Source organism: Gordonia sp. LMA484, from assembly GCF_058129505.1.
This window is the reverse complement of record NZ_CM176700.1, coordinates 4,527,990-4,553,305: the sequence shown is the minus strand read 5'-3', so window position 1 is coordinate 4,553,305 and position 25,316 is coordinate 4,527,990. Positions and strand designations below refer to the sequence as shown.

General features: G+C 66.8%; 22 protein-coding genes. 12 read left to right on the top strand and 10 right to left on the bottom strand.

All coding sequences use genetic code 11. The annotated features are described in order from the left end of the window. The first annotated feature begins 10 nt into the window (after nt 1–10). On the top strand, nt 11–1,279 hold the full coding sequence (locus AC4AMJ_RS20185) for a M18 family aminopeptidase (protein WP_489914297.1): 1,269 nt from the start codon (nt 11–13) through the stop codon (nt 1,277–1,279). Between the two features lie 13 nt (nt 1,280–1,292). Here the strand turns inward: AC4AMJ_RS20185 and AC4AMJ_RS20180 are convergent, their stop codons facing one another. Continuing rightward, the gene (locus AC4AMJ_RS20180; protein ID WP_489899362.1) at nt 1,293–2,609 is read right to left on the bottom strand and encodes a hypothetical protein; all 1,317 of its coding nucleotides are present in this window, start codon (nt 2,607–2,609) and stop codon (nt 1,293–1,295) included. After that, complete coding sequence (locus tag AC4AMJ_RS20175; protein ID WP_489899363.1) at nt 2,609–3,589, bottom strand: cupin domain-containing protein; 981 nt, start codon at nt 3,587–3,589, stop codon at nt 2,609–2,611. The genes AC4AMJ_RS20180 and AC4AMJ_RS20175 overlap by 1 nt, the downstream gene beginning before the upstream one ends. A gap of 144 nt (nt 3,590–3,733) precedes the next feature. On the opposite strand from AC4AMJ_RS20175, the gene AC4AMJ_RS20170 reads away from it, so the two are divergent. Together AC4AMJ_RS20170 and AC4AMJ_RS20165 are read left to right on the top strand one after the other, a co-directional pair. Further along, nucleotides 3,734–4,573 (top strand): NAD(P)H-binding protein, encoded by an 840-nt coding sequence (locus AC4AMJ_RS20170; RefSeq protein WP_489914295.1) that lies wholly within the window; start codon nt 3,734–3,736, stop codon nt 4,571–4,573. Continuing rightward, a complete protein-coding gene (locus AC4AMJ_RS20165) occupies nt 4,570–5,049 on the top strand; it encodes an anthrone oxygenase family protein (protein ID WP_489914293.1) in 480 nt (159 codons plus the stop codon). Before AC4AMJ_RS20170 ends, AC4AMJ_RS20165 begins: the two co-directional genes overlap by 4 nt. 25 nt (nt 5,050–5,074) lie before the next feature. On the opposite strand, the gene AC4AMJ_RS20160 is transcribed toward AC4AMJ_RS20165, so the two are convergent. Further along, nucleotides 5,075–5,941 (bottom strand): NmrA family NAD(P)-binding protein, encoded by an 867-nt coding sequence (locus AC4AMJ_RS20160; RefSeq protein ID WP_489914291.1) that lies wholly within the window; start codon nt 5,939–5,941, stop codon nt 5,075–5,077. A gap of 115 nt (nt 5,942–6,056) precedes the next feature. Here AC4AMJ_RS20160 and AC4AMJ_RS20155 point away from each other — a divergent pair, with 115 nt between their 5' ends. Then, nucleotides 6,057–6,476 carry a winged helix-turn-helix transcriptional regulator gene (locus AC4AMJ_RS20155; protein WP_489914289.1) on the top strand — a complete coding sequence of 140 codons (420 nt, stop codon included), beginning with the start codon at nt 6,057–6,059 and terminating at the stop codon, nt 6,474–6,476. Between the two features lie 30 nt (nt 6,477–6,506). Here the strand turns inward: AC4AMJ_RS20155 and AC4AMJ_RS20150 are convergent, their stop codons facing one another. The 3 genes from AC4AMJ_RS20150 to AC4AMJ_RS20140 form a co-directional block, all read right to left on the bottom strand. Continuing rightward, nucleotides 6,507–7,844 carry a VOC family protein gene (locus AC4AMJ_RS20150; protein WP_489914287.1) on the bottom strand — a complete coding sequence of 446 codons (1,338 nt, stop codon included), beginning with the start codon at nt 7,842–7,844 and terminating at the stop codon, nt 6,507–6,509. Beyond that, a complete protein-coding gene (locus AC4AMJ_RS20145; RefSeq protein WP_489914285.1) occupies nt 7,841–8,392 on the bottom strand; it encodes an RNA polymerase sigma factor in 552 nt (183 codons plus the stop codon). The genes AC4AMJ_RS20150 and AC4AMJ_RS20145 overlap by 4 nt, the downstream gene beginning before the upstream one ends. A 309-nt stretch (nt 8,393–8,701) precedes the next feature. Beyond that, nucleotides 8,702–9,553: an alpha/beta fold hydrolase gene (locus tag AC4AMJ_RS20140; protein ID WP_489914283.1), complete on the bottom strand. Its 852-nt coding sequence runs from the start codon at nt 9,551–9,553 to the stop codon at nt 8,702–8,704. Nucleotides 9,554–9,623: 70 nt separating this feature from the next. Here AC4AMJ_RS20140 and AC4AMJ_RS20135 point away from each other — a divergent pair, with 70 nt between their 5' ends. The 4 genes from AC4AMJ_RS20135 (at nt 9,624) to AC4AMJ_RS20120 (ending at nt 15,306) form a co-directional block, all read left to right on the top strand. Beyond that, nucleotides 9,624–10,226 (top strand): TetR/AcrR family transcriptional regulator, encoded by a 603-nt coding sequence (locus AC4AMJ_RS20135; RefSeq protein WP_489914281.1) that lies wholly within the window; start codon nt 9,624–9,626, stop codon nt 10,224–10,226. A 51-nt stretch (nt 10,227–10,277) separates the two neighbouring features. Then, nucleotides 10,278–11,192, top strand: a complete 915-nt coding sequence (locus AC4AMJ_RS20130; RefSeq protein WP_489914279.1) for a VOC family protein — start codon at nt 10,278–10,280, stop codon at nt 11,190–11,192. Between the two features lie 249 nt (nt 11,193–11,441). Continuing rightward, complete coding sequence (locus AC4AMJ_RS20125; RefSeq protein ID WP_489899374.1) at nt 11,442–13,988, top strand: ATP-dependent Clp protease ATP-binding subunit; 2,547 nt, start codon at nt 11,442–11,444, stop codon at nt 13,986–13,988. Between the two features lie 472 nt (nt 13,989–14,460). Next, a complete protein-coding gene (locus tag AC4AMJ_RS20120) occupies nt 14,461–15,306 on the top strand; it encodes a crotonase/enoyl-CoA hydratase family protein (RefSeq protein ID WP_489899376.1) in 846 nt (281 codons plus the stop codon). A gap of 187 nt (nt 15,307–15,493) precedes the next feature. Here the strand turns inward: AC4AMJ_RS20120 and AC4AMJ_RS20115 are convergent, their stop codons facing one another. Both AC4AMJ_RS20115 and AC4AMJ_RS20110 read right to left on the bottom strand, forming a co-directional pair. Next, nucleotides 15,494–16,153: a DUF305 domain-containing protein gene (locus tag AC4AMJ_RS20115; protein WP_489899377.1), complete on the bottom strand. Its 660-nt coding sequence runs from the start codon at nt 16,151–16,153 to the stop codon at nt 15,494–15,496. Then, nucleotides 16,150–17,730, bottom strand: a complete 1,581-nt coding sequence (locus AC4AMJ_RS20110) for an LVIVD repeat-containing protein (RefSeq protein ID WP_489899378.1) — start codon at nt 17,728–17,730, stop codon at nt 16,150–16,152. The genes AC4AMJ_RS20115 and AC4AMJ_RS20110 overlap by 4 nt, the downstream gene beginning before the upstream one ends. Nucleotides 17,731–17,923: 193 nt before the next feature. Between AC4AMJ_RS20110 and AC4AMJ_RS20105 the strand changes: the two genes are divergently transcribed. Together AC4AMJ_RS20105 and AC4AMJ_RS20100 are read left to right on the top strand one after the other, a co-directional pair. Continuing rightward, nucleotides 17,924–18,829: an SGNH/GDSL hydrolase family protein gene (locus AC4AMJ_RS20105; protein ID WP_489914277.1), complete on the top strand. Its 906-nt coding sequence runs from the start codon at nt 17,924–17,926 to the stop codon at nt 18,827–18,829. Nucleotides 18,830–18,990: 161 nt separating this feature from the next. Beyond that, a complete protein-coding gene (locus tag AC4AMJ_RS20100; protein ID WP_489897037.1) occupies nt 18,991–20,382 on the top strand; it encodes an IS1380 family transposase in 1,392 nt (463 codons plus the stop codon). A gap of 342 nt (nt 20,383–20,724) precedes the next feature. Here the strand turns inward: AC4AMJ_RS20100 and AC4AMJ_RS20095 are convergent, their stop codons facing one another. Next, nucleotides 20,725–22,137: an acyltransferase gene (locus AC4AMJ_RS20095; protein ID WP_489914275.1), complete on the bottom strand. Its 1,413-nt coding sequence runs from the start codon at nt 22,135–22,137 to the stop codon at nt 20,725–20,727. A gap of 204 nt (nt 22,138–22,341) precedes the next feature. Next, nucleotides 22,342–22,965 carry a TIGR03086 family metal-binding protein gene (locus AC4AMJ_RS20090; protein WP_489914273.1) on the bottom strand — a complete coding sequence of 208 codons (624 nt, stop codon included), beginning with the start codon at nt 22,963–22,965 and terminating at the stop codon, nt 22,342–22,344. A gap of 89 nt (nt 22,966–23,054) precedes the next feature. Between AC4AMJ_RS20090 and AC4AMJ_RS20085 the strand changes: the two genes are divergently transcribed. Continuing rightward, on the top strand, nt 23,055–23,993 hold the full coding sequence (locus tag AC4AMJ_RS20085; protein WP_489914272.1) for a helix-turn-helix transcriptional regulator: 939 nt from the start codon (nt 23,055–23,057) through the stop codon (nt 23,991–23,993). Nucleotides 23,994–24,103: 110 nt separating this feature from the next. After that, the gene (locus AC4AMJ_RS20080) at nt 24,104–25,240 is read left to right on the top strand and encodes a T6SS phospholipase effector Tle1-like catalytic domain-containing protein (RefSeq protein WP_489914270.1); all 1,137 of its coding nucleotides are present in this window, start codon (nt 24,104–24,106) and stop codon (nt 25,238–25,240) included. Nucleotides 25,241–25,316 lie beyond the last annotated feature (76 nt).

The window sequence follows — 25,316 nt, the reverse complement described above, 5'->3', positions numbered from 1 at the left end:
GCGGAGTTTCATGGTGAGCACCAAGACGAGTGCCACGGCCGAAGGCCTCGGCACATTCATCGACGCGTCGCCGTCGCCATTCCACGTGTGCGCCACCGTTGCGGGGGAGTTGGAGGCCGCGGGTTACACCAGACTCTTCGAGAGCGAGGAGTGGGCCGCGGCCACGGGACGCAACTATGTCATCCGCGGGGGGTCGATCATCGCGTGGGATACCGGGGACGGCAATGCCTTTCGGATCGTCGGCGGCCACACCGACAGTCCCAACCTGCGCGTTAAGCAGCGCCCCGGACGGACCTCGGCCGGGGTCGGCATGGTGGCGCTGGAACCGTATGGCGGTGCCTGGCTGAACTCGTGGCTCGATCGCGACCTGGGATTGTCCGGACGTCTGGCTTATCGGTCCGGTTCGACCGTCGAGCATGTCCTGGTGCACGTGTCCGAACCCGTTGTGCGGGTGCCGCAGCTGGCGATCCATCTCTCCGAGGATCGCAAAGGCGTAACGCTGGATCCGCAACGGCACGTGGACGCGATCTGGTCTCTGAACCCTGATGCCCCGGACGTCCTGGAATGGGTGGCCTCCTACGCCGGCATCGACCATTCATCGCTCCTCGGTTGGGAGCTGATGACCCACGACGTCGCGCCGTGCCGACTGATCGGCGCCGACAACGATCTGCTGAGCGCGCCGCGACTGGACAATCAGGGCACCTGCTACGCGGGCCTGCGTGCGTTGCTCGACGGGGAACCCTCGATCGACACGCGCGTGCTCGCGCTGTTCGACCACGAGGAGGTCGGCAGCGGATCCGAGCGGGGTGCCGCATCGGATTTCCTGGCCACGATCTGTGAACGGATCGTGTTGGCGCGTGGCGGTAATCGCGCCGACTTTCTGCAGGCGATGGCCGCGAGTGTCTGCGTCTCGGGGGACATGGCGCATGCCACGCACCCGAACTATCCCGAACGGCACGAGCCGGCGCATCGGATCACCATCAACGGCGGCCCCGTGTTGAAGGTGAACCAGAATCTGCGCTATGCCTCGGATGCGGTGGGCGAGGCCATCTTCGCCGTCGCATGCGACACCGCCGGCGTCCCCATGCAGCGATACACCCATCGGGCCGACCTGCCGTGTGGGTCGACGATCGGCCCGATCACCGCTGCACGCACCGGACTCACCACCATCGACGTCGGGGCGCCGCAGTTGGCGATGCACAGCGCACGGGAGATGATGGGGGCCGCCGACGTCGGCATGTACTCGGCTGCGCTGCAGGCGTTCCTGACCGCATCCTGAGCCGGCGCGTGAGTCAGTTGGGCCGCAGCACGGTGATCGACGTCCCCTGGTGGATGACGATGTAGCCGTTGACGGCTTCGGTGGACCCGATCACCGGTCGGGTCCAGGCGATCTCGCCGCTGGTCGTATCGAAGGCCGTCACCTGGTTCGGATTGGCGAAGACGACGTCGGAGCCCGACGATCCGACGCAGTTCAGTTGATCGATGTTGGCGTCCGGATCGTCGAAGGCCGGAGGCGCCATCGTGCCGAGGCTCGTCCCGTCGGCGAGGGTGTAGAAGATGCGCGACCGATCCTTGAGCGCGAACGCGACCAGCGTGCCGCACGGCTTGGTGTTCGCCTTCGATAGTTCCGGGTCGGTGATCTGCCACAGGGCATCGGCGGCCGCCGGGTCGCGGATCTCGTAGCGGCCCTGGGTGACCTGGACCTGACTCTCGCCGACACCGGTGAGGACGGGCAGGGTCGACGGGCCGCTGAGGACCCGAAGTCCGTCGGACTCGGCGGTTGCCGGTGTACGGAGCGCGCCGTCGTCGACGGCGTAGGTCGCCACGCGTTCCTCACCGAACCGGTCATACTGCACCGTGATGCCGCTCGGGTAGGCGGCAATGGTGCACTGGGTGCACGACAGTCGGTCTGCGCCGGTGGTCGGGTCGACGATGAACCGGCCGCCATCGGAGGTGGCGATCGTCAGGATTCCGTTGTCCGCGAGCGTGGCCCGTGCCGCGGCCGCGAAGGTCCGCGACCAGAGTTGGCGTCCCGTCGACGTGCGCAGGGTGACGCGGTAGCCGGCCTGGTCGATACGTAGGAAGTTCGGGCCGACGCCGACGACCTGCTGGGTGTCGTCGAGCGCGGTGGGTGACTCGGGTGTGCCGTTCTCACCGATGAGGTAGAAGCCGTCGGGGACGTCACCGAGCTTGACCGCGCATCCCACCTGGCCGAGATCATCGATCGCGCAGCTGCCCAGCCCCGTCACGACGGGGGCGTCCCACATCGGGGTCCCCGACGTCTCGTTCACCAGCAGGTAGGCGCGACCGAGCCCCGACGGATAGCTCAGCAGCCACTGGCCGCGCCAGGTGTCGGCGACCTCGATCCCGCCGTTCGATCCGTAGCCGGGCAGATTGTCGCTCGATTGGGTCCACGCATCCTCTGGTTGGTGGTGGTAGCCGCGTAGCTGTCCGTTCGCATGGTCGGCGGGGGCGTCGGGTGTGCCGATCGCCAGAACCACTCCGACGGCGGCGATCATCGCCGCGATCAGGATCATCGTCACGGTGCCGATGCCGAAGGGCAGGCGCCGGGTGAGGCCGGCAAGCGTTGAGCGGGCGGACATGGCCATCAGTGAATCATGGTGGCCGCGGCGCTCACCTCCCCACCGTCGCCGACCGTCTGGGCGCGGAACGCTGCCGGACTGAGCCCGCGGTGCCGTTTGAAGGCCGCGCTGAATGCGAACGGGCTGCTGTAGCCGACCTGCCGGGCGATACCGCTCAGCGATCGGCTGCGGTCGGCGAGCAGATCAGCGGCCACCGACAGGCGCCAATTCGTCAGGTAGGTCATCGGCGGCTCGCCGACCAGCTCGGTGAACCGCCGTGCCAGCACGGCCCGTGAGACGCCTGTGGCGGTGGCCAGCGAACCGACGGTCCAGGGGCGGTCGATGCCGTTGTGCAAGAGGCGAAGTGCCTGTCCGACAACCGGATCGGAGTGAGCGCGGTACCACTGGGTGGCGCGGACCTGCCCGGATTCCATCGATTGGCGCAGGCCGGTGATGAGCAGCAGATCCAGCAGTCGGTTCAGCACCGCCTCCTGCGCCGGTGAATCCCGCACGATCTCGGTCTCCAGCAACGCCACCAACGGGTGTTCGTGCATGGAGACGACGGTGAAGCGGTCCAGTGCATCGAGGAGGCGTTGACTGACCTCGCCACTGGAGTAGGTGCCGATGAGCATGATCGCGTCGGCCTGCCCGTCGTCGCCGCAGTTGCCCCACGATCGGACCCCGAAACACATGTCGTCGGCGACGCTGTGCGTGCCGGTGGGGTCGAAGCAATCGCCGTTCGCGTCGATCCGGGCGACCCAGTCGTGCGCGGGTTCGTCGGCGATCGTGTACGGATGTGTACCCCGGATCAGCGCGACGTCGCCGGGGGTGACCCGGTGGTGGGCACCGTCGTCGTAGGTCAGTGTCGAGGCTCCCCGCGTGACGGCGACGACGGTCAGCGGAGCGGTGTCCTCGATACGCACCGACCACGGCGAGCGCATCGCCATCCGCAGCATCATCGGGGTCTGCGCGCGCGGACCGTTGAGGAGGCTACCGAGGGCGTCCATGCGTCGAGTGTAGATCGATCGAGACGATCTCGTATGAAACTGAGCCGATCGACCATGGATCGTCTCGTCAGGGCGCGGTGAACTAGGAGCATGACTCAACACAGCACTCGTACCCACACATCCCGAACTCACCGAGCCGACCTGATGTCAGAACGCCCGATTCTCGTCATCGGCGCCACGGGCAAGACCGGCCGCCGCGTCGCGGACCTTCTCGCCGCTCGCGGTATCCCCGTCCGCCGCGCCAGTCGGACGAGCGTCACGGTGTTCGACTGGACCGACCGAGCGACGTGGGCCCCGGCGCTGGCAGGCGCCGGTGCCGTCTACCTCTCCTACCAACCCGACCTCATCGTGCCCGGGGCCACCGAGGACATCGCCGAGTTCGTCCGCCTCGCCGAAGGCGCGGGCGTGCATCGACTCGTCCTGCTGTCCGGCCGTGGCGAGCCCGAAGCGGCGCAGGCAGCCCGGATCGTGCACGCCGGTGACATCGACTCCACCGTGCTTTCCTGCGCGTGGTTCGATCAGAACTTCTCCGAGGGTGGTTTCGCGCCGGAGATCGCCGCCGGCTCATTGACGCTGCCGGTCGGCGAGGTGGGGGAGCCGTTCGTGGACGCCGACGACATCGCGGAGGTGGCGGTCGCGGCGTTGCTCGACGCGGCGCCGGACGGGGCCAACCCACACGCCGCGCAGACCTACGAGCTGACCGGCCCGCGGTTGTTGACCTTCGCCGACGCCGTTGCCACGCTCGCCGCGACGCAGCAACTTCCGATCGAGTTCACTCAGGTGTCGCTGCAGGATTATCGGGATCTGTTGTCGGAGCTGACTGTCCCCGATGAGGAGATCGGGCTCCTGGTGGCGTTGTTCGGGACCTTGTTCGACGGGCGGAACGCGCAGGTGTCCCACGATGTCGAGCGGGTCCTCGGCCGTCCGGCAACCGATCTCGACGACTTCGCGAAAAGTGTGGCACGCGTGCAGGTGTCGAGATGACTCAGTTCCGTGACACGATCCTCGTGCTGGCCGTGACCACTGTCGGCCTGTCGGCCGGCTTGCTCTCGGCGTTCGCCTATTCGGTGATGCCCGGCCTGCAGCGAGCCACGTCGGCGACGGCGGTGGCCGCGATGCAGCGGATCAACGTGGCAATCCTCAATCCGGTGTTCGCGCTGATCTTCTTCGGCGGCCTGGTGTTCGGTGTTCTCGGTGTCGTTCTCTGGTGGGGAGATCCGGTGCGGTGGTGGCTCGTCGCCGCCGTCGCGCTCTACGGCGTAGCGCTGCTGATCACGATGGGCGTCAATGTGCCACTGAACAATCGGCTCGAGGACGCCGGTTCGGTGTCGCCCACCGACGCACCCACGGTCTGGGCGGATTTCGTCGGACCGTGGGTGCGCTGGAACATCATGCGGGCGCTTGCCGCGGTGGCCGGGTTCACGGTGATGATCGTCGGCCTGCTGCACACGCGCGGATGATGGGGGCCGAGTGCTTGTGCCGGTGTCAGCTGTGGATGTCGAGGCCCCGGCGGACGACGTTCGCGAACGAGGTCGCCGGTCGTCCGAGCAGGTCGACGAGGTCGGTCGACGTGGAATCGAGGGCGCCGGACGCCGCTCCCGCATCCGAGTCGGCGAGGATGCCGGCCATCGGTGCAGGCACGCCTGCCCCGGTAAGGGCAGCGGCGTAGTCCGCTTCGGCCAGATCCTGGTAGCGCACCGATTGTCCGCTCACCTCGGCCAGGGTGGCGGCGATGTCGTCATAGGACAGGTGCTCGGACCCGGCGAGCTCGAAGACCCGGCCCGGCTCCGCAGAGATCAAGGCCGCGGCCGCAGCGTCGGCATAGTCGGTGCGGGCGGCCGGAGCCACTCGGCCGTCACGTGCACTGCCGTAGAAGACCCCGCCGTCGATCGCCGTCGGTGCGGACGCCAGATAGTTGTCGGAATACCACCCGTTGCGGAGCAGGATGAACGGAATCCCGCTGTCGGCCAGCGCCTTCTCGGTGGCGATGTGCTCGGTCGCCAAGCTCAGCGGCGAGGTGTCGGCGCGCAGGATGCTCGTGTAGGCGATCACGCCGACGCCGGCCTCTACCGCGGCCGCGATGACGTTGGTGTGCTGTGGCAGTCGCTGCCCGATCTCCGAGGAGGAGACCAGGAGAAGCTTGTCGACGCCGGTGAGGGCCTTTCCCAGCGCCGCCGGATCGGTGTAGTCGGCGACACGAATGTCGACGCCCCGGTCGCGGAGATCGGTCGCCTTACCGGCGTCCCGGACGATCGCAACGATGTCACCGGCGGCGATACCGCGATCGATGAGGGCGGCGATGGCGCCGCCGCCCAGGCCGCCGGTGGCTCCGGTCACTGCGTACGTGGTCATGTCTGAACTCCGATCGGTTGGCGGTAGGTGGTTCCTCCTCATCATGCACTTACTATAAATAAGTGCCAATGTGATGGTAAGCACAGTTGGAGTAGTGCGCCTACACTTGGGTGCCATGAGCGTTGCGAATCCGGTCGGCGGAGGTCTCGGCGAGGACATTGATCCGTCGTTGGAGGCCGACGTCTTCGCCCGTGACTGTCAGTCGCGGGACATCCTGCAGAACGTGACGAGTCGGTGGGGTCTGCTCGCCTTGGCCGCGCTCGGTGAGGGAGACCTCCGATTCAGTGCGTTACGTCGGAGGGTCGACGGCGTCAGTGAACGCATGCTGTCGGTCACGCTGCAGTCACTCGAGCGCGATGGATTCGTGACACGAACTGTGCTGCAAACCATCCCGCCGAAGGTCGAGTACTCGCTCACCGAGCTGGGACGTGAGATGGCCGGGGTGCTGACCGGCTTGATCGAGATGGTCGAAAGCCGGGTCGGCGAGGTCGAGGTCGCCCGAGCCGATTACGACGGCCGACGCGACGCCCGCTGAGCGCATTTGGCCGCGGATGTCGCTCGCGGCTCAGAACAGCTGTCCCAGATAGAACTCGGCTCCCTGGTCGTCGGCGCAGTAGGCCATGATCCCGTACGCCTGGGTGTCGGGTTCGGAGATGACCCGACCGCCGGCCGTGCGGACCCGTTCGACAGCGGCATCCATGTCCGCGACGTTCCACATCGGCACGGACATGGACTTCTCGGCACCGCCGGCGATCCCGACCTGCGGGCGCACGTCGTCGACCTCCCAACCGTCGTCGATGCGGCCTGCGTGGAACGTCCAGCCGAGAGCGGTGCCGTAGAAGTCACGGAACCGGGCGCTCGACGGTGTGTGGACCGTCAGATACGACATCTCGCCGACACCCCGCGGATGCTGATCGGGTCGTGGTTCGTCGGACGCTGCCACGTGCACCGAGAACGCCACGCCCTGATCGTCGACGGCGTCGATGACGCGGGTGCCGTCACGGGACACCTCACTCGCCTCGCCTGCCTGCCCTCCCGCCGCGACGATGGCCTCGCGCGCGGTGTCGAAGTCCTCGACCGCATACACGCAGTACACCGAGCCCGGTGCGCCGTACCCTGGCGTATCCGAGATGCCCAGACGATGACCGAGATTCGTGACCTGACGCGTCGCCGGGTCGAACTCCCACCCAAGGACGGCGCCGTAGAAGCGTGCCGCCCGGTCGATGTCGGGTGTCTGCAGGGACAGGTAGACGATGTCGCCGGTCTGGATGCGATCGGTCGGCGCGGCAGCGGTCTTCGACGGCCCCGTCAGCATCCAGCGATGACCGAACGGGTCGATGATCGTCCCGCTGCGATGACCGTAGCCCTCGAACGGTTCTCGGGTGACCGCGGCGCCGCCGCGTTCGGCGGCCGACACGGCGGCATCGGCATCATCCACCGCGAGCATCAGACTGACCGAGACCTGGCCGGGCCGTGGCGCCCGGATACCCATGTCCGCGAACTCATCGGCGAGATAGACTGCACCGCCACCGATCTCGAGCTCGGCGTGGCCGATCCGGCCGTCTTCCATCACGATCGGTTCGCCTCGGAGCCGGGCGCCGAGGTGTGCCACATACCAGTCGATGGCGCCCCGACCGTCGGCGACCGTGAGGTAGGGAAGCGCGCCCGGGCGCTCGACCGCTGGTGCGGGGGTACTGGTGGTGGTCTCGATGGTGGTGGTGCTCATGACAACTCCCTTCGGTAAGGTCGTCCCGCGCTCGAGTCGGTCCCGCAAGGTGAGGGCGAACTCGGCGTCGGGAGCGACCGGATCGGTCCAGCCCGGGGTGTCGGCGGCCCGCAGGACGACGAACGGATCGGGCGGCGTTGCGGTACCGCTATTCTCGGTGTTGTTGTGCTCGTTCATGCGTGGCCTCCTCTCCCTGTGGTGGACTGGCCGGACCGTGGTTCGGATTCCGGATAGGCCGCGCGGAAGGCTCGCTTGGCCCTGGTGAGCAGCGCCTCGGTGGCGCCGACGGTGCGGTCGAGGACGCCCGCGCAGTCGCCGACGGTCAGGTCGTCGACATAGCGCAGAGTGAGCACCGCTCGATGTGTGGGTGACAGTTGCGCCAGCGTGTAGTGCGCGAGCATCCGGTCGAGGTGGACGTCCCAGTCGTCGTCGACGGATTCTGGGAGGTCCTCCACCGGTCCGGGCGTCCGTTGCATCGCCCGCCAATGGTCGGCGAGCTTGTGCCTGGCGACCCCGATCAGCCAGGGCGTGGTCGGTCGGGCGTCGTCGTCGCGACGCACGGTGTCCATCGCGGCCAGGAAGGTCTCCGAGGTGAGGTCCTCGGCGACCCGCCGGTCCGAACACCGACGCAGCAGGTAGCCATACACGGCCGGCAGCGCCTCGTCGTACACCGCCAGCAGTGCGGGTGCCCCGCCTTCGGGCGGACCCTCTTGTTCGCCACTCACACCCTCATCGTCGTTCGCCGGGACCGGAATCCGACGCCCTATCGCAGAATTTCTTCGCGCCGGCCGGCGTGTATACAACCTCCCGGTTCCCTGCGGAGCGGCCCTTCGTGACGCTCGCAGGCTCGCTCCTCAGGGACCGGGCTGATGAGGCTGGCGGGTTTCCCTCGCGGTCCCTGAGGAACCCCGGAGCGCAAGCGGAGGGGTGTCACGAAGGGCGGCCTTTCGCGACCCTCACTCGTCAATGGCCGGACTGATGCAGGTTCGACCATCGCTCACCAACTGCCGATCAGCGACCGGGGTTTACGCAGGTCAGATCCGCGCCGATGTGGCAACGATCGCGTCGGCGACCGCGCGGGGCTGGTCCAGCGACACGAATGTCCGCGCGTGCGGGACGTCGACGAAGCGTGAATTCTCGAACACCGCTGCCAGGCGCCGCCCGTGATCGGGGGTGAAACACCGATCGTCGGTTCCCCACACCACGGTGACCGGCAGGTCCACCCGCGACAACCGGGGCGTGACCTCGGCGAGTTCGGCCGGATGGATCTCCCGCAGGAAGGCGATGAGGTCGCCGCGGATGCGGGCATCGGTGCGAAGGGGCTCGAACATCGAGAGGGTCAGGTCCGGATCGGGGTCGGTGAGCAGGAGGCCGACCCCGAGCGGCGAGTGGCGCAGGGCACGAAACCGCATGGACTCGATCATCGGCCGCAGCAGCACTCGCTGACGGAGCAGTGCGAACACCACACGGAACGGCTGGGGCGGAAACAGCTCGAAGGCGTCGCAGTTGGTGAACACGAGTGCACGGACGAAGGCCGGGTCGCTGTCGAGCGCGAACTGGGTGATCGCGCCGCCGGTGTCGTTCGCCACCAGCGTCGCGTCGGAGAGGCCGAGCGCGGCCACGAACTCGCGAACGACGCGGGCGGCGCCGCGTGGACTCCGATCGGCGGTCGGCCCCCAGGGGATGTGGTGGGACCCCAAGGGGAAAGTCGGTGCATAACAGCGATACCCGGCCTCGGCGAGAATGGTCGCGACCGGTTCCCACAGCCGGTGATCGACGACAGCGCCGTGCACGAAGACGATCGGAGGGTGCGGCGAGGTCTCTGGTCCGTACGTCGCGTACTCGATCGTGCCGGAGGCGAGGTCGATGGTTGTCGTCGTGGTCATGGCTTTCCGCCCTTCGACTATGCTTGTCGCGACTTACGAACACTCTGTATGAAAGTTACGTGCAACCTGTATGAAAGTCAATCGTCGAACTCAGGCCGAGCGCACGGCAGCCACCCGTGCGGCGCTGATCGCCGCGGGGCGCAAGCTGTTCGGCGAACACGGTTACGCCGAGGTGGGCACGCAGGCGATCGTGGACGAGGCCGGCGTGACGCGTGGCGCCCTGTATCACCAGTTCAAGGACAAGCAGGGCCTGTTCGCGGCCGTCTATGACCAGGTCGAACAGGACATCACCGCCGAGGTCGCCGAGCGGGTGGGCGACGTCGCGGTGACAGACCCGATGTCGGCGCTCAAGGCCGGCGTGCGCGTCTTCCTCGAACGGGTCACCGATCCGACCGTGCACCAGATCTCGTTGGTGGATGCGCCGTCGGTGATGGGCTGGAGTGAATGGCGGGCGCGGGGGGAGGAGTTCGGTTTCGCGCTGGTCGAGGGCATCCTGCACGCGGCGATCGCGGCGGGACAGATCGCCGAGCAGCCGGTGCGTCCGATCGCGCATGTCGCCATCGGTGCGCTCGACGAGGCAGCGCTCTATGTGGCGGCCGCCGAGGACAAGGGCTCCGCGGCAGATGAGGTCCTCGCCGTGCTGGATCGGGTCATCGACTCATTCGGTCGATGACCGAGGGCTGACCGGCGATGAATTGCGGCGCCGGCGACGGTCAGTCCGAGTATGGCCACCGCAACGATTTCCTCCATGCTCCTGTCCAGTGACGACCCGAAGCGTCTCGCGCGCTGGTACGCGACCGCATTCGAGGGTGAGATCCAGACCGATCCGGATGCGCCCGGGTACGAGATCCTCGAACTCGACGGTTTCTACATCATGTTCGACAAGCGGGACGACGTGTCCGGCCCGAACGTCGGCGGTGCCCGCGCGATCCTGAACGTCGAGGTCGACGACCCGGTCGCCACGGCCGCGCGCATCGACGAGCTCGGTGCGGAATGGGTCAGCCCGCTCGAGGACAAGGGGGGAGGCTCGTACTTCGGGACCGTGACCGATCCGGACGGCAACTGGCTGCAGATCGTCCGCATCTCCGACGAGCTCGAAGCGCAGATGAGCACACCCACCTCGCCATACAGCGGTTTCGCGGTCCGCGACCTCGCGGAGGCCGAGGCCTTCTACCGCGGAGTGTTGGGGATGCGGGTGCTGAGATTCGAGATGGGCGCCGGGAGCGCAGCGAGCGGGCCCGATGTGGCGGGCGCCGGGAGCGCAGCGAGCGGGCCCGATGTGGTGGGCGCCGGGAGCGCAGCGAGCGGGCCCGATGTGGTGGGCGCCGGGAGCGCAGCGAGCGGGCCCGATGTGGCGGGCGCGCCGATGACCATCCTGGGCATACGCATCAACCGCAACACGACGGTGCTGGTCTATCCCAAACCGGACCACGAGCCGGCGAACTTCACCATCCTCAACATTCCCGCCCGCGACCTCGAACAAATGGTCGACGACCTGGCCGGCAAGGGCGTGGAATTCCTCCGATACGACGACTTCGAGCAGGATGGCCGGGGCATCGCGCGGGGCGACGGACGGGGCCCGGATATCGCCTGGTTCGCCGATCCGTCCGGAAACATCGTCGCAGTGCACCAGAAATAGGGGCGTCAGCAGCGCGTTCGCTCTCGGCGTAGCGCCCATGGAACATAGCGCCCAAGTGCACGGTTGTAGTGCGCAGATCCCCGCCGTGACCACCACGGAAATCGTTTCTGACCGACGTTAACTGTAGCTGCACTCCAAGCGACCACTAGAGTGGAGGCAGGCTGGTCGTCACGTACACGGACACCGCTGCAGTTGTCGCCGCTGTGGTTGTCACCGACGGCCGGGGCGCAAGCTATGTGAGGGAGCACAATGTTCGAACGGTTCACCGACCGCGCACGTCGCGTCGTCGTCCTGGCGCAAGAAGAAGCCCGGATGCTCAACCACAACTACATCGGCACCGAACACATCCTCCTGGGTCTGATCCACGAGGGTGAGGGCGTGGCTGCCAAGGCGCTCGAGTCCCTCGGGATCTCGCTGGAAGGTGTCCGCAGCCAGGTCGAGGAGATCATCGGCCAGGGGCAGCAGGCGCCGTCGGGCCACATCCCCTTCACCCCGCGTGCCAAGAAGGTGCTCGAGCTGTCGCTGCGTGAGGCGCTGCAGCTCGGCCACAACTACATCGGCACCGAACACATCCTGCTGGGTCTGATCCGCGAGGGTGAGGGCGTCGCCGCCCAGGTCCTGGTGAAGCTGGGCGCCGACCTGAACCGGGTCCGTCAGCAGGTCATCCAGCTGCTCTCGGGATACCAGGGCAAGGAGCCGCAGGAAGCGGGTACCGGTGGCCGCAGCAGCGAGACCGGCACCCCGTCGACCTCGCTGGTCCTCGATCAGTTCGGTAGAAACCTGACGGCCGCCGCGGCCGAGGCGAAACTCGACCCGGTCATCGGCCGGGAAAAAGAGATCGAGCGGGTCATGCAGGTGCTGAGCCGCCGCACCAAGAACAACCCGGTGCTGATCGGCGAGCCGGGCGTCGGCAAGACCGCCGTCGTCGAGGGTCTCGCGCAGGCCATTGTCAACGGTCAGGTGCCGGAGACGCTCAAGGACAAGCAGCTCTACACCCTCGACCTCGGGTCCTTGGTGGCCGGCAGCCGCTACCGCGGTGACTTCGAGGAACGCCTGAAGAAGGTGCTCAAGGAGATCAACACGCGCGGCGACATCATCCTGTTCATCGACGAGCTCCACACGCTGGTCGGCGCGGGTGCCGCCGAGGGTGCGATCGACGCCGCGTCGATCCTGAAGCCCAAGCTGGCCCGTGGCGAGCTGCAGACCATCGGTGCGACGACCCTCGATGAGTACCGCAAGTACATCGAGAAGGATGCCGCTCTGGAACGCCGGTTCCAGCCGGTGCAGGTCGGCGAGCCGTCGGTGGAGCACACCATCGAGATCCTCAAGGGTCTGCGCGACCGCTACGAGAGCCACCATCGGGTGTCCATCACCGACGGTGCGCTGGTGGCCGCCGCGACGCTGGCCGACCGCTACATCAACGACCGGTTCCTGCCGGACAAGGCAATCGACCTCATCGACGAGGCGGGGGCGCGCATGCGTATCCGCCGGATGACCGCGCCGCCAGACCTGCGCGAGTTCGACGAGCGTATCGCCGACGCGCGCAAGGAGAAGGAGTCCGCGATCGACGCGCAGGACTTCGAGAAGGCCGCCAATCTCCGTGACAAGGAGAAGCAGCTGGTCGCCGAGCGTGCCGAGCGGGAAAAGCAATGGCGCAGTGGCGATATGGACGTCGTGGCCGAGGTCGACGACGAGCAGATCGCCGAGGTCCTGGGCAACTGGACCGGTATCCCGGTGTTCAAGCTCACCGAGGAGGAGACCACCCGTCTGCTCCGCATGGAGGACGAGCTGCACAAGCGGATCATCGGCCAGGAGGATGCGGTCAAGGCCGTCTCCAAGGCGATCCGTCGTACTCGTGCCGGCCTGAAGGATCCCAAGCGTCCATCCGGTTCGTTCATCTTCGCCGGTCCGTCCGGTGTCGGAAAGACCGAGCTGTCCAAGGCGCTGGCGAACTTCCTGTTCGGTGAGGACGACGCGCTCATCCAGATCGACATGGGCGAGTTCCACGACCGCTTCACCGCGTCGCGTCTGTTCGGTGCCCCTCCCGGTTATGTCGGCTACGAAGAGGGCGGCCAGCTCACCGAGAAGGTGCGGCGCAAGCCGTTCTCGGTCGTGCTGTTCGACGAGATCGAGAAGGCGCACTCGGAGATCTACAACACGCTGTTGCAGGTGTTGGAGGACGGGCGCCTCACCGACGGTCAGGGACGTACGGTCGACTTCAAGAACACCGTGCTGATCTTCACGTCGAACCTCGGTACCAGCGACATCTCCAAGGCGGTCGGCCTCGGCTTCACCAAGGGCGGTAGCGAGGGCTCGCAGTACGAGCGGATGAAGCAGAAGGTCAACGATGAGCTGAAGAAGCACTTCCGGCCCGAGTTCCTCAACCGTATCGACGACGTGATCGTGTTCCACCAGCTGACGCGTCAGGAGATCATCGAGATGGTTGACCTGATGATCAACCGCGTCGAGACGCAGTTGAAGAACAAGGACATGGCCATCGAGCTGACCGACAAGGCCAAGGGCCTGCTCGCGAAGCGTGGCTTCGATCCCGTGCTCGGTGCCCGGCCGCTGCGTCGGACCATCCAGCGTGAGATCGAGGACCAGCTGTCGGAGAAGATCCTCTTCAACGAGATTCACGCGGGCCAGATCGTGCTCGTCGACGTCGAGGGCTGGGACGGCGAGGACGACGGCGAGGACGCCAAATTCACGTTCACCGGGTCCGAGAAGCCTCGCGAGCTGCCCGACGCTCCCGCCGAGCTCACCAAGGCCGGCGACAGCAAGGGTGAGGCCAGCTAGCCAGCCGTAACTACAACCAGCACCGGAGCGGTGCGTCGCGACGATCACCGTCGGGACGCACCGCTTCGGTGTCCCTGGAGCCACCCGGTGCCTGAGGAGTCCGCGAGGTACGAGCGTGCGTCGCCACCCGGTGCCTGAGGAGCCCGCGAGGTACGAGCGTGCGTCGCCACCCGGTGCCTGAGGAGCCCGCGAGGTACGAGCGTGCGTCGCCTTCCGGTGCCTGAGGAGCCCGCGAGGTACGAGCGTGCGTCACGAAGGCCCCTTCGTGACGGTCCTCCGCTATCGCTCCGGACCTCCTCAGGGAGCGGATGTGGCCGGTCGTGCGCTATCGCTCCGGACCTCCTCAGGGAGCGGATGTGGCCGGTCGTGCGCTATCGCTCCGGACCTCCTCAGGGAGCGGATGTGGCCGGTCCGACGAGTGGAAACACCAGTCTTCACGAACGATCGCTCGGTCATCGCGTAGGTTGAATCGGTGACCACACATGCTCAGCAGATCGACGATCAGCCCATCATCATCGAGCGCGACGACGAGATCGCGATCATCCGCCTCAACCGGCCAGACCGGCTCAACGCCTTCACGCACCAGATGGGCGAGGAGATCCAGGCGGCGTTCGACGAGACCGACGCCGACGACTCGATCCGCGCGGTGGTGATCACCGGCACGGGGCGCGCCTTCTGCGCGGGAGCGGATCTGGGTGGCGGCGCCAACACCTTCGAACTCGAGTCGACCGCGCCCGGCGAGATCCCCCGGGACATGGGCGGTCAGGTGACGCTGCGCATCTTCGATTCGCTCAAACCCGTGGTGATGGCGATCAACGGCGCGTCGGCGGGCGTCGGGGTCACAATGACCCTCGCGGCCGATGTCCGCATCGCCTCCGACGACGCCAAGTTCGGTTTCGTGTTCGCTCAGCGCGGCCTGGTGCCCGAAGCCTGCTCCACCTGGTTCCTGCCGCGGTTGGTCGGGCTCCCGACCGCGCTGCAGTGGACCATGGGCGCAAAAATGGTCCCGGTCGCCGAGGCGCACGAGCGTGGCCTGGTGCAGCAGGTGGTGCCCAAGGACGAGGTGCTCGCCACCGCGATCGGGGTGGCCAGGGAGATGACGTCAGGGACCGCGCCGGTGTCGGTGGCGCTCACCCGACAGCTGTTGTGGCGCATGGCCGGTGCGCCCAGTCCGCGCGATGCCCATGCGGCCGATTCGAAGGCGATCTACTACCGCGGAACGATGGCCGACGTCGCCGAAGGCGTCACGTCGTTCCTCGAGAAGCGCCCCGCGACGTTCACCGATCGCGTCTCCACGGACCTGCCGCACATCTTCTGATCCGGTCGTCTGATCCGACTCGTGGCTGCCCGCTGGGTGATACAGGACGCGGGTCCGTTCGGCCGGCGCGGGTCGGGTCCGCTCGCGCGGTCCGTCGACAACCCGCGGGCACCCGACAGGCCCGCGCCAACCGACCCGACCCGCGCCAGCACCCGTGGCCGGCAGCCCCGGGTCGCCGGCCACGTGGTCAGGGGTGGGGCAGCGGCTCGGCGCCACGATCGCGCAGCAGCATGGTCATCTGCCCGATCTCGTCACCCTGGTCGCTGATCATTGTCAGCGCGAGCTGTTTGGTCACGGAACTCGCGGTCGGTGCGTTGTGTGCGGCCACCGCCATCGTCAGCCCGCCTTCGTGGTGGCGGATCATCAACTGCAGGAACAGGATCTCGGCCGCACGTCCGCGGAGGGCGGCCAGCCGGGTGAGTTCGTCGACGCTGGCCATCCCCTCCATGCGCGGTTGTGCGGTGCCGGATGACCCGGCGGCGTGGTGGCGAGCGCGGCCGCCGCCCATCCAGGCCATCGGCGTCGACGACGTCATCGGCAGCCCGAACCAGGTCAGCATGCCACGCATCTGCGCGACCTCGGCTGTCTGCGTCGCGACGATACGGTCTGCCAGGCCACCGATCTCCGGAGCCACATCTCGCGACAGCGAGCGTCCCATCAGGATCGCCTGATCGTGGTGGACCGACATGTCCTGCGCGAAGCCGATGTCGGTGGCGGTGGGGGTGTGCGTCTGCTCGTCCGATGACCGATGGTCCTCCCATGCGGCGCCGACAACCCCTCCGATGGCCAACACCATCAGCAACGCCACACCGACGGCGGCAGTCGTGAGCGTGCGACGTCCGGTCACGTTGTCCCCAAGGTGGATTCCTGATCGGCCGGCGGAGCGTACACCTGCGGACTCAGCGCCAGCGCGTAGAAGCCGCCGTCGGAGCAGGTGGTCCAGATCTGGTTGCCATGGAACTCCGGTGGGGAGAAGCACCAATCGGTGGCCATGTCGCCGCCGACGAGCATCCCGGTCCGCGGACCGATCACCTGATCGAGACGCACCTTGCCGTTGAGCACCGACATCCCGAAACTGAGGAACTCGACGGCGGGCGCACCCGAGATGGATGCGAGGACGTGGGCGGAGTTGGGGAGGTCGGCCACCGTCGCGCCCTTCTGCGCCGGCGGGTTGTAGTAGGCGATCTCGGAGATCTTTCGCGGGTCACGGATGTCGAAGACGCGGATGCCCGATGACTCCCACGAGCAGGCGAGTGCCGTCGGGTTGCGGGGACGGTCGGCCGAACAGTAGTGCGGATTGCTGCTGAAGATGCCCCCACCCATCGACGACCGCAGGTTGGTGTCGAGGTTCTTCGGGAGGTTGATCTCGAGCTTGATCTGCGAGACGTAGCGCGGGCTGTTCGGTTTGGTCACGTCGAAGACCTTCACGCCGCCGGAGCCGAGTTCGTCGGCGGTCAGGATGTAGGGCCTGCCGCGATAGGTGACCGGGATGGTGTGCTGATTGACCTGACCGTCGGGCCACAGATACGCGGCCACGTGCGGCACCTGCGGATAGGGCTTGCGGTCCTGGATGTCGCTGATGTCCAGAATCGTGATGCCGGCCCCGTTCGACAGATACATGCGGTTGCCGTCGGGCGAGATGCCGAAGCCGTGGCCGAGGAAGCCGTGCAGGCCTTGCCAGATCACGGTCGGGACGGCCGGATTCGAGATGTCGATGGCGCTCAGATGGCCTGGGAAGATACCCGACGTCCAATAGGTGCGCCCGTCCGGAGAGAACCCGCCCTCGTGGGAATCGAACGGCAACGGGGTGGCCGTGCCGGGGCCGTGGTTGAGCAGTCTGGGGTGCGCGCAGTCGGAGATGTCGTAGACGGAGAAGAACCCGCCGCCCCAGTTCAATGGCACTGACGTGGCCGCCAGTAGTTTGCGTTTGTGGTTGACCTTCAAGGTCTCCCAGGTGCCGCCGCGCATCGCTGGTTCGTCGAGCGATCCGACGATCCGCGGGTGACGGGGATCGGCGACATCGACAACCTGGACCCCGGGCTGGGGAACGAGGTTGGTGCCCGGGAACAGGCTGCCGGTATAGCTGCAGTGATCGAAGGTGACCGACACGATGCCGCCGCCGGCGCCGCGGACATTGCCCAGTTTGGTGAGGTTGCAGCGGTAGCCGAGACGGCTGCGGCCGGAGTTGCGGTCCTCCGCACTGACGTCACCCTGCAGGCCGGGTTCGGGCAGTGATCCGGGGCCGCAGGTCGCCCTCGGGACCGACACCTCTGAGATGTCGGGATAGTAGTGCGTCGCGGCGTTGGCCGGCACCGCGCCGAATGCTGCGACTGTGATGAAGGCGATCGCCACCACGACCGCCGGCACGGACCGACGGACCGACAACCGATTGTGTGGGCGTCCCAACACCCGATGACCTGACATGCTGACTCCCCCCGGAGTTCTGCGGCGCTTGCTCGGCGACGTTAGTCGGTCAAGTGACCCGGTTCGGGCGTTTTCGGAGAACTGGGTTCTTTGCGGGGTGTATTCAGCTTTCGGGTGTGTGTTTCGTCGTATGCGGCCGCGGTTGCGCGTGCCCGCCCGGACGGCCGCGGGCGCATGTGTGAGACTGTCCGTCATGCGTCGAGCGTTCCTCTCCCGCGTTGTCACCATCGTCGCCTCCGCTGCGGCGGTGGCTGCCGTGGTGCTCTCCGGGACCGCGACGACGGAGGCGGCCGGCAGCCAGTCGCCGGCTCCGGCCACCCCCGTGGCGAAGGCGTCGATCTGGTCCGGCAAAAAGTATGTGGCGCTGGGCAGCTCGTATGCATCGGGACCCGACGTGGCGCAGATCGTGAATGTGCCCTGCATGCGGACGGGCAACGACTATCCCCATCAGGTCGCCCAGGCGCGCGGTATGCGACTGACCGACGTCTCCTGCTCGGGTGCGACCACCGCCAACATCCTGCGAAAGCCTCAGCGCGGGGTCGCCGAGCCGCAGATCGTGGCGGTGACACCCGACACCGATCTCGTCACGATCACCGTGGGCGGCAACGACATCGAGTACATCGGTAGGCTCACCACGTTGAGCTGTGCGAACGCCATCCCGCCCGGCCTGCGCGTGCCCGGGTGCCGTCACCGTCACGCGCGCCCGGCGCCCACCTCGGCCGACTACGCCCGGGTCGAGCGATCACTGGTCGATGTCGTGACGGCGGTGCGGCAGAGGGCCCTGCACGCGGAGATCCTGATCGTCGACTACCTACCCGTTCTCGACGGCGCCGGTGACGTCTGCACGCAGATCCCGCTCACTCATCCGGAGGCGCGCGAGATGGCCGGTGCGTTCGACGGCTTGACGGCGGCCACCGCACGAGCCGCACAAGACACCGGTGTCCGGCTGGTCAAGGCATCGGCGGCCGGTGCCGCACACACGGCCTGCTCAGCGCATCCCTGGGTCAACGGTTTCGAGATACCCGTCCCGTATCACCCGACCTCCGCGGGTAAGGCCGGTGTCGCGCGGTTGATCCTGGAAGAACTCGGCTCGCGCTGACGTCCCGAGGCGGCGCCCCGGGCGTCACCTGTCGGTCCCTGAGCCTGGATCTTTCATGTTTGTTTGGGGTGTTCGGCGTGGGAAATGCGAAAGTGCCTACCTGGCAAGGGATTATTGAATCTCCACAACACAATAATTCCTGGCAGAAAGGCACTTCGCAGGTGAAGCATAACCGCTATCCCCGTCTGGTTGTCGATGATCAACGCCGCGAGTCGCTGACGAGTTCGTCGGGGGCGTTGCTGCTGCGTGACGCGGCGCAGGTCGCGGGCCTGGACGAGGCGTTATCGGCGGCGTTGGCGCCGTGGACCTCGCCGCGGGCCACCCATGATCCGGGCCTGATGCTGCTGGATCTGGCGATCGCGTTGGCTCTGGGCGGTGACTGCGCGGCCGACGTGGCGATCGTGCGAGCCCAACCCGACCTGTTCGGGCCGGTGGCCTCGGATGCGACGTTCTCCCGGCTGATCAGCGTGTTGGCCGACGACCTGAGCACGGCGCTACCGGCGATCCGCGCCGCGCGTGCCGCGGCCCGCACCCGGGTATGGACGCGGGCGCGCCCGCTGGCCGGAACACCCGGCACCCGCGATGGGGGGCAGGTGATCGTCGATCTCGACGCCACCACCATCGGTGCGCATTCACTCAAAGAACACGCCCAACTGACCTACAAACGCCAGTTCGGGCATTCCCCGATGTGCGCGTTCGTCGATCACGGCCAGTACGGCACCGGCGAACCACTGATCATCGATCTACGCCGCGGCGGCGCCTCCCCACAAGGCGCCGACCTGCACATCAACACCACGACCGCCGCGCTGGCCCAACTGCCCGCCGCCGAACGCCCCCAGGTGCTGCTCCGCACCGACGCCGGCGGCTGTTCCAAAAAATTCCTCAGGTTCCTGCGCGCCGAGAAACTCGCGTACTCGATCGGGTTCACCCTCTACGACAACGTCAAAACCGCCATCGCCGCGCTGCCCGAGCAGGCCTGGCGCGATGCGTTCAACGGTGACGAACAACCCCGCAACGGCGCCCAGGTCGCCGAGCTCACCGACCTGATCGTCCCCGCCGCCGACCCCACCGACCCCTGGCCGGCCGGGATGCGCGTCATCGTGCGCCGCGAATACCCCGACCCCGGCGCCCAACTACGCCTGACCGACATCGACGGCCGCCGCTACACTGCGTTCGCCACCAACACCCGCGGCACCGGCTGGACCCTGCCGGTCCTGGAACTACGCCACCGCCAACGCGCCCGCGCCGAAGACCGCATCCGCAACCTCAAAGACACCGGCATGGCCAACCTGCCCTTCCACGAGTTCACCAAAAACCAGATCTGGCTCGAAATCGTCTGCCTGGCCGCCGAACTCTTGGCCTGGACCCAAACCCTATGCTGGCCCGAACACCACCCCGCGCGCCTCTTCGAACCCAAACGCATGCGCCTATGCATCCTCGCCGTGGCCGGACGCACCATCCACACCGGCCGACGCCACCTGCTACGACTACCCCGCGGCTGGCCCTACAACGACCTCATCTACCAGGGCTACACCGCCCTGCACGCCGCCTGACACACCACACAGCAGCCCCTGCCCCTCAACCCAGGACCCGAAGAACCGGCGAACACCAGCGCCGGCGATCACCCACACCCACACCACACCAACCCCACACCCAGCCGCCGAAACCCCCAACCCACCACCACATGAAAGATCGAGGCTGAGGCGCCCGCGAACGGAGTGAGCGAGCGGTATCTACTGCTCCGTGAGGAGCCCGCCTACGCAGGTGTGCGCGGTTTGCTATCGGTCCCTGAGGAGCCCGCGAACGCAAGTGAGCGAGCGTTTCCTACGGCTCCCTGAGGAGCCCGCGAACGCAAGTGAGCGAGCGTCACGAAGGGCGCTCAATCACTCGGACCCTCAGACCGGCTCTTCGACGTAGAGCCGCTGATTGCGGTGTGACCACTGCCGCCAGAACACAACTCCCGCGGACACGATCAGCAGCGCACCTGCAGCGGCCACGAGATCGCCCGCAGGGATGCCGAAGGCGTCGCGCAACACGATGCCGACGATGACGGCGCCGATGCCGGTCAGCATCGACCGCACGGGATTCTGCGACCGCCAGTCGATGGTGCTGCGCCCGGTCGTGATCAAGCTGATCGGGCTGCGCCGCAGCACCTCCACGATGAACACCGTCAGTACCACGGTCGCGATGAAGGAGATCACGATCAGCAGGCCGGGCGGCATGCCGAGGTGCTGGTGGATTGTCGGCTCCAGCTCGGCCAGGGCCAAGGCGTGCGCGAGGTAGATGCCGAAGGAGCGGTCCGCTGCCGTCCGCATGAAGGTGTCGGTGACCGAGCCGGCGCGACGGTGGTCCTGCCACATCGTGCCGAGCGAGTACAGCATCAGGATGATCGCGATGTAGGCGAACGAGTTGTGCGCCATGAAGACGTTTGTCGCCCGGAAGATGGACTCGCCGGTGTGGACGTCGTCGACGTAGTAGAGGGCGGTCAGCGTGATGGCCCCGGCGCCCAGAGCCAGGATCACCCAACGCCACCGGAGCATGAACGCCTGGAACGCCTCGTAGTGCATCGCCGCGACACCACCGGCGAGGATGAAGAACTGGTACGGCAGGATCGTCACCACGAGGTGGCGCCACAGCAGGTCCTGCGGCCCATGGGTGAAGAACTCCAGGGGTGGGCGGACCATCAGATACATCATCGTCATCTGGATGGCGAAGCTCACCGCCAGCAGATAACGATGCCGTCCCCACGTCTTGCGCAGCAGCCACAGCATCGCCGGGAACACCGCGTAGATCTGCATGCTCACCGACAAGAAGTACAGGTGGTACCAGGCGTTGCCGGTGATCAGGTCGTAGGTGATGCTCTTGGCCGCCAGGCCGATGTCGGCGGCGCTGTCGAACAGATCGCGCAGGCCGGCGAATCCGCCGCCCTCATAGCGGCCGTAGACCCAGTAGAACAGGCTCCAGGTCACGAACGGCAGGCCGATCAGCTTGTAGCGCCGCCGCCAGAACGCGACAGGCCGCAGGTCGCGGTGGCGGTATTGATAGGTGAGGACAAAGCCGGTGAGAGCGAAGAACGAATAGCGCGTGTAGCGCAGGAAGAGTCCGACACCACCGGCCGCGACGTTCACCGGCGACGCGATGCCGAGGATCACATGATCGAGGATGACTCCGGCAAACGTGACCAATCGGACAAGGTCGATCTGGTAGAGATGCTTGTCCTTCTTCTTGGGCGCAACCGCCGATGAGGCGTTGATCTCCGGTGTCGGCGCGTCCGTTTCGCCGGATTCGGCGGATTTCGGTAGGGTCACCGGTGGTTGTTCCGCGACGATGTCCGACCTCCATCCACTCGGCCACAACGCTATTCGGCACGCGTGGCCACAAATATCCGGAGCGAGGCTACTCCGCGAATCTGTGAAACTCCTTGTTGGGTCTCCAGTATCGTGCGTGGACACGGTCGGGCCAGGCCGAAGTCCGATACGTCCGTGTCGTCGCCTATGCCCGATTGGTCCCGATCACGGAGTTGCGGCCGACCGCGAGATCGTATCCTCGGAAACCCACTTGGCGGACTCCCGCCCGGTCCAGTTGGCCAGCCGCTCGGTCAGCCCGGCCCCCGGACGGGATTCGACGACGGCGTCGAACGGGATGTCAGGGTTGCTGCGAATCTCGGCGGGAATGAACTGGCGCGCGACGGCCAGGGTCGGCTCGACGATGGCGCGGTCGGCCTCGGCAGGTTGGCCGGTGGCGACGGCGAGATCCCACCCGTGAACGAGGGTCTCGTTGACGTAGCCCCAGAGTGCGCCTGCGCCGGGTACCTCGCCCCAGGGCACCCTCACCATCGCGGTGAGCTTGGCGTCGTCGGACCACAGGTCGACGGCTCGGCTCACCAGAGATGAGTAGGTCCCTGCGTCGTGCTCCTCGGCGATGCGCGGCACCGCCATCACATCGGTCCCCTCTCCGAGGGCGACGGCCCGGCCCGCTGTGGCGACGATGTGTGCGGCCAGGGTGCGGACATCGAACTCGTCACACGGTGTGGGCGCATCGAGCTGGTCATCGCGGACCGCCGCGAGCAGGCCGGTGACCCAGGTTGTGGCGGCGGTATAGGCGGGACGGGGGTCGGTGGGCTGGATGTTCGTCATGGTTCTTCCTGTCGTTGTCGGGCTGATGTGACCAGTCAATCGGCTAAACACGACACCTTCTGTCATGTATTTGCGGGAGGATTTCCGGTGTGCGGGCCGAACGACTGATCGCTGTGCTCATGCTTCTCAAGAAGCACGAGCGGCTCCCCGCAGCCGCGATCGCCGAGGAACTCGGTGTATCCGAACGAACCGTGTTGCGTGACATCGACGCGCTGTCACTGTCCGGGGTTCCCGTGTACGCCGAGCGCGGTCGCCATGGTGGGTTCGCGCTGCTCCCGGGATATCGCACCGACCTCACCGGATTGACCGTCGATGAGGCCACGTCGCTGCTGGCCGGAACGGGTCGGCTCGACTCGCCGGCGTTCGCGAGCGCCATGCGCAAGGTGGCAGCGGCGCTACCGGAGGCATATCGGGACAGGGCGGTTGACGCGGCGCAGCGTGTATTGGTGCGGCCCGAGGGCTTCGTCCGTGACCCGGAACAGCTCGATGCGCTCGGGCCCGTGCAGCAGGCGGTGTTCAGTGGCCACCGGATTCGTGTGCGCTATCAGCGGCGCGGATATGACCGGGCACGTCCACGGGTTCTCGATCCCATCGGGCTCATCGTGGCCGGGGACACGTGGTACCTCGTCGCGGCCGCGAGCGATGGCGAACGGATGTACCGGGTCTCGCGGATGTCGGACGTCGAGGTTCTCGACGAGGAGGCGCACCGGCAGCGGCACGTCGATCTCGACGAGATCTGGCAGCGGCACCGAGCTGCTTTTCGTGCCTCGTTCGAACCTGTCGACGTGGTCATCGATTGTGCGCAAACAGATCTGGAGAATCTGACTCGAGACCTCACCGTCCTCGACACGGAACTCCATGCGCCGGAGTCGATCCGGATCAGGGTGTGTTTCGGTGACCGCACACGTGCCCTGACAATGTTGTGGACGATGTGCCTGGAGCATTCGTTCGAGGTACTCGAGCCGGATTGGATCAGAGAGGCCCTGACCGCCCGCGCACAGCACGTGCACACCCGTCATACGAAGTAGGGCCACCGTCGCCGCGAGCATCCGTGTCGGTCGTTTGCGGGACGCCTGACGCGCCGCCGGCAGCATAGGATCTCACCAGACACTCGCGCGAGAAAAGGGGCCAACGCGTCATGGCGAAACGGCTGATCGTCTGTTGCGACGGCACGTGGAACGCGTTCGGGCAGAAGCATCCGACGAATGTGGTCAAGATCTTCGAGGCGATCGCCGACACCGATGACAGCGGGACGATGCGGCAAGAGCGAATCTACGTGGCGGGCGTGGGAACCAAGCCGTGGGAGAAGGTCCGCGGGGGCGCGATGGGGTTCGGGCTGTCGAAGAACCTCAAGGATGCGTACCGACAACTCGTTGACCTCTACGAGCCGGGGGATGAGATCTTTCTGTTCGGCTTCAGTCGTGGCGCCTACACCGCACGCAGTCTCGCAGGCTTCATCCGCAACAGCGGCTTGCTCAAACGAGAATACGCAGATCAGGTCGACGCGGCCTTCGAACTCTATCGCGACCGAGACGAATCGTCGGCACCCAGGCAACAGCGGGCCACCGAGTTCCGGCAGCAATTCTCATACGAGACCCCGATCCATTTCATCGGAGTGTGGGACACGGTCGGATCGCTGGGCATTCCGATCGACGGCTGGAAGTTCGCGGAGAAGGTCAACCGGCGGTGGGCATTCCACGACACCCAGCTCAGTTCCAGGGTCGGGGCGGCCTATCACGCGTTGGCGATCGACGAGAAACGTCGCCCGTTCGAACCGACCCTGTGGCAGCCCCAGCCGGATCGGCCCGCCGAGCAGGTCATCGAACAGGTGTGGTTCACCGGAGTGCATTGCACTGTCGGCGGCGGGTACGCCGACAGCCGAGTCAGCGACATCCCGCTGGTCTGGATGATGGACCGCGCACGCAAACACGGACTCGCCTTCAGAGACGAGGAGCCGGCTCCGACGGCAGGCACCACCGACACCGACACCGACGCCGACACCGCAACCGGCGGCGTCGTTGGCGCGATCATGCGATTCCTGACCGGCACCGACGCTTTCGCGATCCCGTTGCAGGAGTCGCGGAAGGGTGTGTATCGGGTCTTCGCGCCTTTTACGCGCCAGTTGGCCGCCGTCGACGAGGAACACGAGCGCGTCGCGTCCAGCGCGACGAGGCGCATGGATACCGTCGACTCGTATGACCCCGCGAACCTGGCCGCATACCGGCAGCGAGGTGGCCCCGAGGTGCCCGTCGACTTCCGGCCGGCCGACATCTGAACGACAGACCACACACGACCGGTGCCCCGGTTCGGCGTGGTGCCGAACCGAGGCATCTGCTCGGCTGACGTCCGGG

Coding starts and splice junctions, on each gene's coding strand:
- AC4AMJ_RS20185 (WP_489914297.1), top strand. CDS start 11: ATGGTGAGCACCAAGACGAGTGCCACGGCCGAAGGCCTCGGCACATTC.
- AC4AMJ_RS20180 (WP_489899362.1), bottom strand. CDS start 2,609: ATGGCCATGTCCGCCCGCTCAACGCTTGCCGGCCTCACCCGGCGCCTG.
- AC4AMJ_RS20175 (WP_489899363.1), bottom strand. CDS start 3,589: ATGGACGCCCTCGGTAGCCTCCTCAACGGTCCGCGCGCGCAGACCCCG.
- AC4AMJ_RS20170 (WP_489914295.1), top strand. CDS start 3,734: ATGTCAGAACGCCCGATTCTCGTCATCGGCGCCACGGGCAAGACCGGC.
- AC4AMJ_RS20165 (WP_489914293.1), top strand. CDS start 4,570: ATGACTCAGTTCCGTGACACGATCCTCGTGCTGGCCGTGACCACTGTC.
- AC4AMJ_RS20160 (WP_489914291.1), bottom strand. CDS start 5,941: ATGACCACGTACGCAGTGACCGGAGCCACCGGCGGCCTGGGCGGCGGC.
- AC4AMJ_RS20155 (WP_489914289.1), top strand. CDS start 6,057: ATGAGCGTTGCGAATCCGGTCGGCGGAGGTCTCGGCGAGGACATTGAT.
- AC4AMJ_RS20150 (WP_489914287.1), bottom strand. CDS start 7,844: ATGAACGAGCACAACAACACCGAGAATAGCGGTACCGCAACGCCGCCC.
- AC4AMJ_RS20140 (WP_489914283.1), bottom strand. CDS start 9,553: ATGACCACGACGACAACCATCGACCTCGCCTCCGGCACGATCGAGTAC.
- AC4AMJ_RS20135 (WP_489914281.1), top strand. CDS start 9,624: ATGAAAGTCAATCGTCGAACTCAGGCCGAGCGCACGGCAGCCACCCGT.
- AC4AMJ_RS20130 (WP_489914279.1), top strand. CDS start 10,278: ATGGCCACCGCAACGATTTCCTCCATGCTCCTGTCCAGTGACGACCCG.
- AC4AMJ_RS20125 (WP_489899374.1), top strand. CDS start 11,442: ATGTTCGAACGGTTCACCGACCGCGCACGTCGCGTCGTCGTCCTGGCG.
- AC4AMJ_RS20110 (WP_489899378.1), bottom strand. CDS start 17,730: ATGTCAGGTCATCGGGTGTTGGGACGCCCACACAATCGGTTGTCGGTC.
- AC4AMJ_RS20105 (WP_489914277.1), top strand. CDS start 17,924: ATGCGTCGAGCGTTCCTCTCCCGCGTTGTCACCATCGTCGCCTCCGCT.
- AC4AMJ_RS20090 (WP_489914273.1), bottom strand. CDS start 22,965: ATGACGAACATCCAGCCCACCGACCCCCGTCCCGCCTATACCGCCGCC.
- AC4AMJ_RS20080 (WP_489914270.1), top strand. CDS start 24,104: ATGGCGAAACGGCTGATCGTCTGTTGCGACGGCACGTGGAACGCGTTC.